Raw genomic sequence first — 12,718 nt, 5'->3', positions numbered from 1 at the left:
CGAACCGCGGAACCACCGAGGCACCGGGGGTGGTGCGCCTCAGTCCGCCTCGGGGACGCCGGGATCGTTGGGGTGGGGTTGGAGCGCAGTGATGGTGAGGGTCATCCAGGGGCGCAGCGGGAGCGTGTCGAGGACGTTGACCTGGAGATCGGACTGGTCGGCCGCGCGCCAGATGCCGATGCTGCGGAGTTCCCCGACCGGACGCCACAGACGGTAGAGATGTCCGGTGGCGGCGAGTTCCTGGGCGCGGGCTTTCTCGGCGGCTCGGCGTTCGTCCACGACGAGGGGGTCGGTGCCTTCGGGGATGGTGGTGGTGATCTCTACCAGGAATTCCTGCATGATGACTCCCTCGAGTGGGCGTGTCCGGCATCACCATTGTGAATGAGAATCCCCCCGATGCAGGGACGACGGAGCGACCCCTGATGGTTACGATCGAGCCATCATCGAAAGCCTGGCCTTCATCGCGGCCGTTGTCCGAATCTGATCAGGAGACCAGTTGACGATCTTCCGCAGTGTGGTCGGGGTGCAGTTGTTGATGAGCCGGGGCGAGCAGGTGTTGCTGGCGCGGCGGCGGAATACCGAATTCGGGGATGGGGAGTGGAACGCGCCCGGTGGGCGACTCGATGCCGGGGAGGATGTGCTCACCGCGGTGATCCGGGAGGCGGAGGAGGAGATCGGCGTGCGGGTGGAACGCGACCACGTGCAGATGGTTGCCTCGATGCACATTCAGTCCCCGCCCGGACAGGCGCTGATCGTGTTCATCTTTCACACCGACACCTGGTCGGGCGAGCCGCGAAATCTCGAGCCCGACCGGTGTTCGGAGCTGCGCTGGTTCGACTATGACGACATTCCGGACGAAACGATCCTGAGCACGCGCGCCGGCCTCGACATGTTCCGGCGCAAGCAGCATTTCGGACTGTTCGGCTGGCCCGAGCACGCGACGCTCGGCGCGCACAACTGGTAGGTCAGAGCAGGGTGCCGCCGCTGGCGTCGATGTAGGAGCCGGTGATCCAGCGGGAGTCCGCCGAGGCGATGAAGGCCACGACGTCGGCGATGTCGGAGACCTCGCCCACCCGATTGAAAGCCGACCATGCGGACATTTCGGCGACGGTGTCGGGATCGTCGAAGACCGGGTCACCGTTGTTGGTCACGCCGGGGGCGACCGTGTTGATGGTGATGCCGCGGGGCGCGATGTGCAGGGCCAGCTGGAGGGTGATCTGCTCCATGGCACCTTTGCTCATCGCGTAGCAGATCTGCGCGGGCAGCGAGGTTCTGGTCATGCCCGAGGAGATGTTGATGATCCGGCCGCCGTCCGGCATGCAGTTCAGCGCGCGCAAGGTCAGGTAGAACGGGGCTTTCGCGTTCACCGCCATGTGCCGGTCGAACATCTCCGGCGTGACGTCCTCGGGCTGCGCGCCGGTGAAGCCCGCGTGCGCGGCGTTGTTGACCAGGATGTCCAGCGTCGCGGCGCCGGTGCGGGTGAGCAGCTCCGGTTCCAGCTGGGCGAACAGCGACGAGACCGCTTCCGGCGCACCGAATTCGGCGTGTACCAGGAAGGCGTCCGCACCGGCCGCCTCGATCTGCCGAACGGTTTCCTTGCCCGCCTGCTCGTTGCTCGAGTAGTGCACCGCGACCAGCGCACCCTCGCGCGCCAGGCGGCAGGCGATCCCCCGGCCGATGCCCCGGCTGGATCCGGTGACCAGGGCGACTTTGCCCCGCAGCTTGCCCATGACTTCCCCTCACGTCTACGACTTTCTGTAGTAGATCGTAGTGAGCGGCGCGCGAAAAGGACAATCCCGGCAGCCGGTGCCGAACGACACAATCGAATATCGTTGCGGGAATAACGATCATCTGATCATCGGGCGCGCGCGGTCCGCAGGGTGAGGTAGCTCGGCCGAGCCGGGTCCAGCACGATGGTCTGACCGCCCATCGTGCGCCGCCTCCAGGGCGGGATCAGGTGCCGCGGAAAGCTGGTGCGGCTCACCGCGATCCGCAATCGGTGACCGGCCGCCAGCACGGCCTCGGTGGGATTGATCTCGATGTCGATCAGGAACGGCTCGCCCGGGATCACCGGCAGCGCGGATTCGGCGGTGAGCGTATGCAGCGGGAACACCAGCTCGCCGTCGACATACTCGCTGCCCGCGGTGTCGATCGCCCGCATGCTGGACAGCAACGCCCCGCGCGTGATCGGCACCGAGGCGCCGCCGGGCTCCACATCGCACACGGTCACCGACCAGAACGCGTCCGCCCCTTCGGCTTCCGCGTGCAGATGCAGGTTCATCGGCCCGGACAGCACGGTGTCCTCGGCCAGCGGCTCGCTGGTGAACGTGACCGCCCCCGCCTCGGCGTGCCGGTCATCGGTCCCGAACCGGCGGCCGAAGAGCAGCGCCACCCCCATGCTCATGATCCCGGTGTTGTTCGACGCCATCCGGATTCGCCCGGTGGGCAGCGGTAGGCGCGACTCGATCTCGGGCACCTCGGCCGACAGTCCCGCGTCGGTCCCGGCATGCGTTGCCGTACCGGTGATCTCGGAATTCAGGTAGAGCCGTCGCAATGTCGCCGCCGGATCCGGGAACTCACCGTGCCGCAACCACTGCCCGTCACCCTGCCTGCGCACGGTGACCGGGCCGTAGCGATCGATGCCGTTGTCGATCCCCTTGACCCACCGATCGAACCACGCGCACTGCAACTCGTCGAGCGCCTGCGGACCGTCGGGTGCGCCGAGCCCGGAGCCGACGGTCAGATGATAGGAATCGTCGACGAAGACCTGTTTCTCGCCGCCGGACAACGGGATTCGATCGAACATCCGGAAGTTGGACCGGTTGTAGACATCGTGCCATCCGCCGTGGATCCAGGTCGGCGCCGAAATGTCCTCGAAGCGAGCCAATTTGCTCGACCACATCGGATTGAGGAAGCCGTCGGGATGATTCTCGGTAAGCCCGATATCGATCGCGTGCCGCACCCACCCGGCGGGATCGGCCAGCCGATCCCGCAGGAACTGCCGCGTGATCCCGGCGCGCAGCAGACCGGGCACCGACGGCAGCCATTTCGCCCCGGTGACGGCGAGAATCCACAGCATCATTCCCGGCGTCGGCACGCCGCCGGTCAGTCCGAGTTCGCGCATCGGATCCTCGCCCGCCTCGATGGCGAACACGGCCCGCAGCCCCTCCGGCCGCAGCCCCGCGGTGATCAGCGCGGAGATCGCGCCGTAGGACACCCCCGTCACCACGAATTCCCCGTTGCACCATGGCTGTTCGCGTACCCACGCGATCGCCTCCAGGTAATCCCGCTGCTCCCGGGGCTGGAAGAAATCCCAGCTGCCGGTGGACGTTCCGGTCCCCCGCACGTCGATCATCAACCCGACGTATCCGCGGCGCACTGCGGTCCGATTGATCACGAAGGGCTCCAGAATGCCCCCGGCCGGCGTGTGCAGCACGTCTCGCGCGGTGAACCGCCGCCGATCCGAGGACCCGACCCGTTCGCCGAGCGCCCGCAGCGCGGTGTTCCAGCGCATGCCGTGCCGGTTGATCATCTTGTTGTACGGGGTGAAATTGATGATGGCGGGCAACGGTTCCCGTGCCGGGCCACCCCCGTCGCCGGGGCGCAGGATATCCGCGGTGAGCACCGCCCCGTCCGACATCGCGATGGGAACGGTGGTGGCGCCGAACAACTTCGGATACCGGGCAGGCCCGATATCGAATCGGTGATTCGGCGGCACCGTGGCCACGGTCGGGTTCAGCGGCTGGACCATGGTGGAGTCCTCTCGGCGTCAGCGGCCAGGCGCCCGGTTCGGTCCGCGCGACTCACCTCGCCGGCGCGCTGTACAGATCATACTGTCCCAGACGCGATGCCGCGCCCCGCTCAGGCCGGTTCGTCGAGGGCGAACACGATGGTGGTCCAGCCGCCGAGGTGGATCCGATCACCGCTGCGCAGCGGGACCGGCACCTTCGCCGGGATCAGCTCGTCGCTGCCGTTGACACTGGTGCCGTTGGTGGAACCGAGATCGGTGACGGTGAGCGAGTCGCCGTCGATGTGGATCGTCGCGTGCATCCGGGACACACCCACATCCGCGGGTGCGATGCCGAGATCGATATCCGGCGTCAGCCCCTGCGAAACACTACGCTTCCCGATCAGAACATCGTTGCCTTGCAGCACGATTCGACGCTCGGGATAGAACGCGGGGAACCCGACCTGGTCGGCGTCGGGCCCCTTGCGGGCGATCACCCGGTCATAGAACTCGCGATCAGCGGTGATCGTGGCCACCCAGGTGACCGCCGCGGGCGTCCGCTCCGGCTGCGGATCGGGGCGGGCCGCCGGACTCGGCAAGGCCGAATCATGGCCGCACACTTCGCAGAACCGCCCGCCGCTCGGCGCACCGCAGGACGGGCACAGCGCCACCGGTTCCGCGACGGCCGCCGGCGCCGCCGCCCCGATCGGCGCGCCGCACACATCGCAATAGTCGGTCGCGCTCGACTCGTGCCCGTCCGGACAGGTAACCCCCACTAGCCCTCCTTCCGCACCCTGGCCGTTTTGGTCGAACGCGCGTCCAGGGCCATCTCGTCGGCGGCCGCCACGCTGGCCCGCAACCGCACCGTCCCGCTGCGCTCGTCGACCTCGACCACGCCGCGCAGCAGCTTCGCGGTGCTCTCGTTCCCCGACTCCGCCGCCAGTTCGACCGCGCGCCGCAGCTTGGCCGTCGCGGTGTCGGTATCGCCGCTCTTGCGCGCGGCCAACCCCTCCTGCACCACCTGCGCCAGCTCCGCCTGACCGGTGTAATGCGCTACCCGCCTGCTGATTCGGGCCGACAGCTCGGTATCGGTGGTCCACACGGCCTTGACCAGGCCCTGTCCGAGCACCTGATCCCCGCTGACCACGCTGACCCGGGCGGCCAGCTTCTCCCGCCCCGGCGCGGCCGGTTCCACCTCGACCTGCACGTGGTAATCGCGGTCCTCCACGCCCCATGCCCCGAGCGGGTACTCCCCCACCTGCGCCGCGGTGTCCACCCGCCGTGCGGTGAGATCCTCGATGGCAGGCGCGACCTGCTTGACGAACCGGACCTCGGCCCCGGCCGGCGTCCAAACCCGCAGCGTCAGTTCCGGAATCGCCTTCGCCATCGAGCCCTGCATCATCGCGGCGAAGTCGTCGGCCAGCTTGGCCGGGTCGGCGACGATGTCGACGGTGCCGTGCAGCGCGGACGCGATGGTGCGCAATTCGTCCACCCGCCAGTCGGTGCCGACGCCGCGGCAGTCACAGGTGAACACGCCCTCGGACTGCTTGATCTCCGCGGCGAGCGCGGCGGGCTCCTCGTGCTCGTTCTTGCCGTCGGTGAGCAGAATGGCGTGCACCATCGCGCCGGGATGCTTCTTGGCCAGCTGCCTGGTCAACCCGAGCCAGGTGCCCATCGCGGTGCCGCCGCCGGGCGTCAGCTTGTCCAGCGCCCGCCGGGCCGCCGCGCGCGCCTCCCGATTCACGGCCATGGACGGCACATTCGACGGAAACGCCAGCCGCGCCATCGCGGTGCCCTCGATGATCGCGAACTTGGTGCCGTCGGACATCACGTCCAGCGCGGCCAGCGCGGCCTGGCGGGCGCCGGGAAACTTGCGGCCGGTGGCCATGGAACCGGAGCAGTCCAGGATGAGGATCTCCAGCCGTTCCTGCGGTGCGGCGGCCACCACCAGATCGGCCGCGGTCTCCACGGTCACCACCGCGTCGACCGTGCCGACGCCGTCGGCCAGATACTCGTTCTGATCGATGGCTACCGAAATGCCATTGTCTGCAACGGAACTCACTGAACTTCTCCTGGCTGTGCAATCCATGGAACGGGGACGAGCGCGACCGTGATGTTGTCGCTGCCGCCGCAGCGCAGCGCGAACTCGACCAGTTCGCGCGCGGCGACGGCGGGGGCGGTCGCGGTGGCCACCTCGGCGAGCGCGGTCGCGTCGGACAGGTAGTTCCAGAGGCCGTCGCTGCACAGCAGCAGCACGCCGGGTCCGGTGGTGCGCAGCGTGCGAACGCAGCTGTCCGACCACGGTTTCACCGGTCCGTCCGCGCCGAGCCAGCGAATCAGTGTGTGCGCCCGCGGGTCGTTCATCGCGGCGTGCTCGTCCATCGCGCCGGCGTCGACCAGGGCCTGTGCCCAGGAGTCGTCCACGGTCAGCCGCTGCGACGGCGGGTTGGCCGGCTCGTCGGGGGCGTCGGCGTGCAGCCAATAGGCCCGGCTGTCACCGACATTCGCGACCGTGATCTCGGTGCCGTGCGCGTCGGCCCGCACGACCGCCGAGACATAGGTGCACGACGGCGCGTGCCCGTCGGCCACCGCGATATCCCGCACCGCCTGCGCCGCCGCCGCGAGGCCTGCCATCGCCGCCTCCGGGGCGGGCAGTCCGTCCAGCAGCGCGGTGCGGCAGGCATCGACCCCGGTCTTGGCCGCGGTACCGGAGGCCACCTGCGGATCCTCGGAGGACGAAACCCCGTCCGCGACAACGATCACCACCGCCTCCGGCAGACCGCCGGCGCCGTCCAGCACCGCCGCGGCGACCGCGTCCTCGTTGCGCGCGTGCGCGATCCCGCGATCGGTGACCACCGCGACCGCGCCGAGATCGGCGTCGAATCGGTCCGGCGCCGTGCGCAATTGCCCACAGCCCGAGCAGTATCCGTCGGCGTCGTAGTCCAGTCCCCCGCAGGCCGCACAGGCGGTGGGCGGGCCCGGCTCGTGGTTCGGCAACGCGATTCGCCTGCCGCCCAGTTCCTGTCCGCAGTTCTCGCAGAAGCGATCCTGCGGATGCACCTCGGCGCGGCACCCCGGACAGCTCAGGTCCACCCCGGCGCTCATAACCGGGTCCTGGGCCGGACGGTGTTGGCCTGCTCTACCAATGCGAATCGCTCCCACATGTCGTCGGTTTCCCGAGCCAGATCTCGATAACAACGCTCCAATCCGGTGCGCACCCCGTCTTGATCCAGCTTCGCGCCGAGCAACGGATCGAGCGAGTTGGCCGCGTGCCCGGCTCGTAGCCAGTCCAGGGCGGCGGTCAGCACGCGCAAACGCACCTGTGCGCCACGGCGTTTGGAGTCCAGCCGCAACCGGGCCGCCCGCTCGCCCGCGTCGCGCACGATCAGCTCGTTCAGTTCGGCGGCCGAGCGCCCGGTCAGCTTGGTCTCGATCGCCGCGATCCGCGCCTCGGTGAACAGCGCGGAGCCGGCGTCGACCTGATCGAGCACGCCGATCGCGCCGTCGCGATCACCGGCCGCCGCGCGCAGCCTGGCCAACCCGAACACCGCACTGAGGTACGTGCGATCGGTACGCCAGACTGTCTCGTAATAGCTTGCCGCCCTGCGCTTTTCCTGCGCGGCCTGGAATCCGCCCGCATCCGGGTCCGCGGCGCCGGACAGCTCCGCGACGGCGGCCAGCGCGAGTTTCGGCGCCCCCTCGCCGGGCAACGCGGCATACACCGCATCGAATTCGGCCGTCGCCGCCGCGAAATCACCGGCAAGCAAGCGGCTTTCACCGCGGTACCAGGCGATGCGCCAGTCCCCCGGCAGCGTCTCGGCGGCCTCGGCCAACCGGCGATCGGCCTCCGCCGGGTCGCCGACCTCCAGCGCGGCCCGGATGAGCCGCAACGGGATCTCGGTCGACTCACCCCGCCCGGTGACCACCGACCGCAGGCCGGCCTCGAACGCCCGCGCCAACTCCGCCGGGGTGGTGCCGCTCGTCGTGGCGAGCAGCGCCGCCGCGCTGTCGGTCGGGTCGACCAGCGGAACCGGCAGGGCCGCAACGATATTCGCCGCGTCCACCGGCCCGTCCACGCCGAAGACCGCGCGCGGCGGCCCGAAGTAGGTCGACATCCCCGGCCGCGGCACCCCGTCCTCGGTGGACAGGACCTCGCGCAGCACTCCGGTCAGCTGATCGGCCATCTCCTCCATCGAGGCGAACCGCACGTCCGGGTCGTCGTCGGTGGCGCGCAGCAGGAATCGGTAGAGCGAGTCGTAGGTGACCAGCAGCGGCTCGGTGTCCGGCCCGGGCAGCTCGGCGAAATGCCCGCCCCGCTGCGGCACGTCCATCAGCAACACGGCCAGGGTGCGCCCGACCGTATAGACCTCGGTGGCGACGGTCGGCCCGGTCTCGGCGATCTCCGGCGCCTGATAGCCGATCGTGCCGTAGATCGGGCTGTCCTGATCGTCCATCGCGATCACCGCACCGAGATCGATGAGCTTGAGCTGCTCGTCGGTCTGCATCACGTTGTCGGGCTTGAAATCGCAGTAGGCCAGGCCGAGCGAGTGCAGGTAGCCGAGCGCGGGCAGCATCTCCAGCACGTAGGCGATGGCCTGAGCCGGCGGCAGGAAGCCGCCGCCGGAATCACGGTGGGCGCGCAGGATCTGCTTGAGCGAGGTGCCGCCGACGTACTCCATCACGATGTAGCCGACCGCGACCCCGTCCGACCCGGCGTGCTCGACGAAGTTGTGGATCTTGACGATGCTCGGGTGCTCCACCTCGGCGAGGAAGCGCTTCTCCGCCACCGCGGCCAGCATCGCGTCCGCGTCGCCCGAGTTGAGCAGGCCCTTGAGCACCACCCAGCGATTGCTGACGTTGCGGTCGATGGCCAGGTAGATCCAGCCGAGCCCGCCGTGCGCGAGGCAGCCTGCGACCTCGTACTGCCCGGCGACCAGATCGCCCTTGACCAGCTTGGGGGCGAAGGAGAACTTGGTGCCGCAGTTGGCGCAGAACCCCTCGCTGCGGCCGGGCTTTCCGTCCCGGCCCCGCCCGACCGGCTTCTCGCACTTGCCGCAGAACCGCTTGTTCTCCGGCACCTGCGGGTCGGTCATGATCGCCGTGGTCGGGTCGACGCGCGGAACCCGGGGTACCTCGACCATCCCCGCGCCAAGGCGTCCCCGCCTGCTCGACCTGGACGAGGACCGGCCGGTGCGCACCGACCGCGAGCTGCTCCGGGTGCTCCGGGTGCTGTCCGACGTCGTCGCGACCGGCTCCGGCGCAGGCGCGGTGCCGCACACCTCGCAGTAGCCGTCGATAATCGTTCCGCCGCAACCGGGTTCGGCGCAGTGCCGGTGCGCGGACGCCTCGGTCGTCGCCTCGGCGGCCTCGGCCTTCGCCGCCGGTGCCTTCGCCGCGGGCGGGTGGGGCGTGGTCGACTGAACCGTCGTCGCCTCGGCCGGGGCGGTCCCGCACACCGCGCAGTAACCGTCCTCGATCGTGCCCGCGCAGCCGGGTTCGGTGCATGTCCTCACGGTCGCCTCCCCGATTTCTCCGCGATGAGTTGCTGGTAGTCGGCGACGGCGCGGGTGACCGCCGCCAGATCGCACGGTGTGCGCCCGAGCAGCCCGGCGGCGATCTGCTGGGCGGCGAGCAGATCGCGGTCCTCGGCGACGCCGAGCCGCGCGGCCTTGGCCTGGTAGGCGGCCAGCCTGCCGCGCAGTTCACCGCGCCGGTCCAGCAGGCCCTGAGCCAGGTTCTCGGCGGCGGCCGCGTCCGCCATCGCGGTATCAATGCGGCGGCCGAGCTCCAGGAACGCCGCTGCCGCAGCGGGATCGGCCGGGATGGCGTCCAGCTGCGCGCGATAGAGGCCGACGTCCTCCGGCAGGACCGGCAACGGACCCGAGACGATGGTCTGCTCGACCTGCACCCGGGCTCGCCTGGCCCGTCCCCTGGTCGCCTGCAGCGCGTCCAAGCGCTGGTGCGCGCGCCCGACCGCGGCGGGCCAATTCGCGGCTACCGCGGCGAGTTCGGCGAGCACCGCCGCCTCGCGACGCATGGCACCGGCGAGCTCGCCGAGGCGGGCATCGATCTCGGCGGTGGTCAGGGCGAGCGGATCGGTGGCCGAGCGGCGCAGCAGTTCGGCGATGCCGTCGCTGATCGCGCGCAGCTCCGGCGTCACCGCACCGGCCTTGTCCAGCTTGTCCTGCAGGGGCGCGAGTCCCGACAGCACGCGGGTGTTCACCTTGTCCACCGCGTCGAGGAATTCGGCGATCACCGGGAACGTCGCCCGCATGCGGTCCAGCGTATCGGCGAGGCCGACGAACAGCACGTGTTCGCTCGGACCGGTCAGCGAACGCTCGGCCAGCGGGATCGGGGTGCGCGACACCTCGTGCGGCCGGCCGCGCAGCAGCTCGGTCAGTTCCGCGCGCTGGCCGTCGTCGACCCGGCTGCGGGTACCGCGCACGGCGCTCGCCGAATCCAGGATGGCGCGCATCCGGCCGAAGTCCTCCCACATCAGCGCGAGCGCGTCCCGGACCGGCAGCCAGCGCGCCTCGGTGACCCCGGACGGCGGGAAGCGGCGCACCAGCTCGAGCCCGGGATGCTTGTCGAGCTCCAGCAGGGTGGCCACGATCGAATCGGCTTCACTTGCGCGACTGGCCAATTCGCGGTCGATCTCGATCAGGGTGAGTGGTTGCATGCCGATCGAACTCACCCCACGTACCGAGGCTCGGGCGGATCCTGCGCCTGCCCGAGGACGCCGAGCTGGGCCGTGGAGATCCGCTTCCAGGTGCCGTCGGCGCGCATCCGCTCCAGCACGCCGTTGACGAAGCGGACCAGGTCGTCGCTGCCCTTGGACATGCCGACCGCGTACGCGCCGGTGCCGACGGGCCTGCCGACCACCTCGAAGTTGTGGTCCTGAGCGACCAGGCCGAACAGGATCGGGTCGTCGCCGCTGATCGCGTCCACCTGTCCCTGTTGCAGCGCGACCAGGCAGTCGGTCCAGGTGGTCACGCCGATGACGGTGGGCCGCTTGGGCAGCGCGAACAGCGGCGCGGGGGCGGTGGTGCCGCGGGCCACGCAGACCCGCTTGCCGCCCAGGTCCTCGCCGGACCGGATGCTGGACTCGCGCGGTGCCAGGATGCGTTGCGCCGCACGGTAGTACACGGCCGAGAAGTCGACCTCCCGACGCCGCTCGCAGGTCGCCGAGAAGGTGCGCACGATCATGTCGACCTTCTTGTCCCGCAGCGCGGGGATGCGTTCGGCGGCGGTCACCGAGCGCAACTCGATCCGGTCCGGGTCGCCGAACAGCGCGCGGGCGATCTCGTGCGCGATGTCGATATCGAAGCCCTGGAGCAGGCCGTTGCCCGGATCGCGAAAACCGAACAGGTAGGTGTTCTGGTCGACGCCGACCCGCAACCGCCCGCGCGCCACGATCTCCGCCATCGACGAACCGGCAGGCATCGCACCGGCACTCGGCAGCGGGCCGGGTCGCAGCGAGGCCTCGGTGTCGCAGGTCCCGTCCGCGTCCGCCTGCGGCGGCGTGGTGATTTCCGCCGCGCCCGCGGGCTGCGGATTCACCGCCTCGAGGGTGTGGGTCGGGGGCAGCTCGCCGGACCCGCACCCCGCCACCAGCACGGCCGCGCCGACCAGCAGCGTGGCGAACAGCACGCGTGTACTCACAGGAACTCCTTCAGCCGCGGCCACACCCCGGTCACCACGGCGGCCGCGGCCAGCACCAGCAGCACCAGCGTGCCGAACGGGCTCAGGATCAGCGCGTTGCCCGCGGTCTCCAGCCCGCCGCGCAGATCGCGGCGGGCCTGGGCGAGGTCGTCGTTCAGCGAACGGTCCAGCGCCGCGAACTGGGTGGCCGACGAATCCGGCGCCGTGCCGATCGCCTGCGCGAGCGCAGCCGGGTAGTTCGCCGCCTGGTATGCCTCGATCTGCGCCTTGTGCCCGGCCGACCACTTCGTGAGCTGTTGTACCGCAACCGAATCCGGGCCGACGGCCGTGCCGAGCCGGTCGCGCAGGTCGGTGGCGTGCCGGTTGTAGGAGTCCTCGCCGGCCGCGATGTCGCCGCGGGTGATCAGCTGCAACGTCTCGTCGGTGCGCGCCTGCTGCGCCGAGATGCGCGCCTTGGCCAGAGTTTCGAAGCGATTGCTCGCCCCGGACGGACCGGTGTCCAGGGAATTCGCGGCCAGGCCCGTCGCCGCGATCACCCACAGCAGCGCCAGCGCCGCCGCGCCCGCCGCGGTCAGCACCCCGAGGTTGGCCAGACGGTTGGTGCGCCGCAACAGAATCCACGATCCCACCGCACAGGTGAGCAGCACCAGGACGATCAGGGTGATGGTCAGCAGCGGCATTGCCGCGATGGCCCGCTGGTCGTCGCGCACCGCGGCGAACCGGTCGGTGGTGAGTCGTTCGGCGTTGGGCAGCAACGACTTCTGCATCACCTCCGAGGCCGCGCTCAGGTAGGACGAGCCCACCGGGAAGCCCTGCCGGTTGTTCGCCCGTGCGGTCTCCACCAGCCCGGTGTAGGCGGGCAGGTCGGCGGCGATCCGCGCCACGATCTGCCGGGTCTGCTCGTCGGCGGCGCCCGCGGTGGCGTCCGCGAGCGCGACGGCGGCATCGGCCAGCGACTGCTGATACTGCTGGCGCACCGCGGGCGCCTCGACGCCGACGGCCAGGAAGGCGGTCGCCGCCGCGGCGTCCGCGGCCGAGAGCGCGACGTACAACCGTTGCGCCGCGAACGCGAGCGGCTCGGTGTGCCGCAGCGCGGCATCGCGGCGCGCGCTCTTGCCGCTCATCTGGTTCGCGCCGGTGAAACCGGCGAGCAGGCACAGCACGACGGAAACGACGACAACGACGGCGATCACCCCCGGCGTCGTTCCGGCGAAGCGTCGCAACCACAGGGTCCCGTTGCGGATGCGAGGTCCCACACCGTCCTCCTAACATCTCCCCGGCCGGTGTATCCGATCGCGATAGTACGGGAGGAGGAAACAGTGTGCCGAC

At 70.2% G+C, this 12,718-nt stretch carries 11 protein-coding genes; 1 reads left to right on the top strand and 10 read right to left on the bottom strand.

Annotated features, from left to right (window positions below; genetic code table 11):
- Positions 1-39 precede the first annotated feature (39 nt).
- Positions 40-339, bottom strand: a complete 300-nt coding sequence (locus ACFQ9K_RS15155; RefSeq protein WP_378716462.1) for a muconolactone Delta-isomerase family protein — start codon at positions 337-339, stop codon at positions 40-42.
- A 157-nt stretch (positions 340-496) separates the two neighbouring features.
- Between ACFQ9K_RS15155 and ACFQ9K_RS15150 the strand changes: the two genes are divergently transcribed.
- Complete coding sequence (locus tag ACFQ9K_RS15150; protein WP_378716465.1) at positions 497-964, top strand: NUDIX domain-containing protein; 468 nt, start codon at positions 497-499, stop codon at positions 962-964.
- Position 965: 1 nt separating this feature from the next.
- Here the strand turns inward: ACFQ9K_RS15150 and ACFQ9K_RS15145 are convergent, their stop codons facing one another.
- The 9 genes from ACFQ9K_RS15145 to ACFQ9K_RS15105 all read right to left on the bottom strand — a co-directional run bounded on the left by ACFQ9K_RS15145 (position 966) and on the right by ACFQ9K_RS15105 (position 12,645).
- Positions 966-1,730 (bottom strand): SDR family oxidoreductase, encoded by a 765-nt coding sequence (locus ACFQ9K_RS15145; protein WP_378716467.1) that lies wholly within the window; start codon positions 1,728-1,730, stop codon positions 966-968.
- Between the two features lie 125 nt (positions 1,731-1,855).
- On the bottom strand, positions 1,856-3,751 hold the full coding sequence (locus tag ACFQ9K_RS15140) for a CocE/NonD family hydrolase (RefSeq protein WP_378716470.1): 1,896 nt from the start codon (positions 3,749-3,751) through the stop codon (positions 1,856-1,858).
- 110 nt (positions 3,752-3,861) lie between these two features.
- Positions 3,862-4,503: an FHA domain-containing protein gene (locus ACFQ9K_RS15135; protein ID WP_378716471.1), complete on the bottom strand. Its 642-nt coding sequence runs from the start codon at positions 4,501-4,503 to the stop codon at positions 3,862-3,864.
- A complete protein-coding gene (locus ACFQ9K_RS15130; RefSeq protein ID WP_378716473.1) occupies positions 4,503-5,789 on the bottom strand; it encodes a VWA domain-containing protein in 1,287 nt (428 codons plus the stop codon). Before ACFQ9K_RS15130 ends, ACFQ9K_RS15135 begins: the two co-directional genes overlap by 1 nt.
- Positions 5,786-6,832, bottom strand: coding sequence for a PP2C family serine/threonine-protein phosphatase (locus ACFQ9K_RS15125; RefSeq protein WP_378716476.1), 1,047 nt, complete (start codon positions 6,830-6,832; stop codon positions 5,786-5,788). The genes ACFQ9K_RS15130 and ACFQ9K_RS15125 overlap by 4 nt, the downstream gene beginning before the upstream one ends.
- Positions 6,829-9,240, bottom strand: coding sequence for a tetratricopeptide repeat protein (locus ACFQ9K_RS15120; RefSeq protein WP_378716478.1), 2,412 nt, complete (start codon positions 9,238-9,240; stop codon positions 6,829-6,831). The genes ACFQ9K_RS15125 and ACFQ9K_RS15120 overlap by 4 nt, the downstream gene beginning before the upstream one ends.
- On the bottom strand, positions 9,237-10,421 hold the full coding sequence (locus ACFQ9K_RS15115) for a hypothetical protein (protein WP_378983218.1): 1,185 nt from the start codon (positions 10,419-10,421) through the stop codon (positions 9,237-9,239). The genes ACFQ9K_RS15120 and ACFQ9K_RS15115 overlap by 4 nt, the downstream gene beginning before the upstream one ends.
- Positions 10,418-11,389: a glutamate ABC transporter substrate-binding protein gene (locus ACFQ9K_RS15110; protein WP_378716483.1), complete on the bottom strand. Its 972-nt coding sequence runs from the start codon at positions 11,387-11,389 to the stop codon at positions 10,418-10,420. Before ACFQ9K_RS15110 ends, ACFQ9K_RS15115 begins: the two co-directional genes overlap by 4 nt.
- Positions 11,386-12,645, bottom strand: a complete 1,260-nt coding sequence (locus ACFQ9K_RS15105) for a hypothetical protein (RefSeq protein WP_378716485.1) — start codon at positions 12,643-12,645, stop codon at positions 11,386-11,388. Before ACFQ9K_RS15105 ends, ACFQ9K_RS15110 begins: the two co-directional genes overlap by 4 nt.
- Between the last annotated feature and the right edge of the window lie 73 nt (positions 12,646-12,718).

Source organism: Nocardia sp. NPDC056564, from assembly GCF_042793755.1.
In the GTDB taxonomy this organism is placed as follows: domain Bacteria; phylum Actinomycetota; class Actinomycetes; order Mycobacteriales; family Mycobacteriaceae; genus Nocardia.
Note: the sequence above shows the minus strand (reverse complement) of the source record. Positions and strands in the feature narration are given on the sequence as shown.

Excerpts from the sequence above, each read along its gene's own strand:
- ACFQ9K_RS15125 (WP_378716476.1), bottom strand. The coding sequence starts at position 6,832 with ATGAGCGCCGGGGTGGACCTGAGCTGTCCGGGGTGCCGCGCCGAGGTG.
- ACFQ9K_RS15155 (WP_378716462.1), bottom strand. The coding sequence starts at position 339 with ATGCAGGAATTCCTGGTAGAGATCACCACCACCATCCCCGAAGGCACC.
- ACFQ9K_RS15145 (WP_378716467.1), bottom strand. The coding sequence starts at position 1,730 with ATGGGCAAGCTGCGGGGCAAAGTCGCCCTGGTCACCGGATCCAGCCGG.
- ACFQ9K_RS15140 (WP_378716470.1), bottom strand. The coding sequence starts at position 3,751 with ATGGTCCAGCCGCTGAACCCGACCGTGGCCACGGTGCCGCCGAATCAC.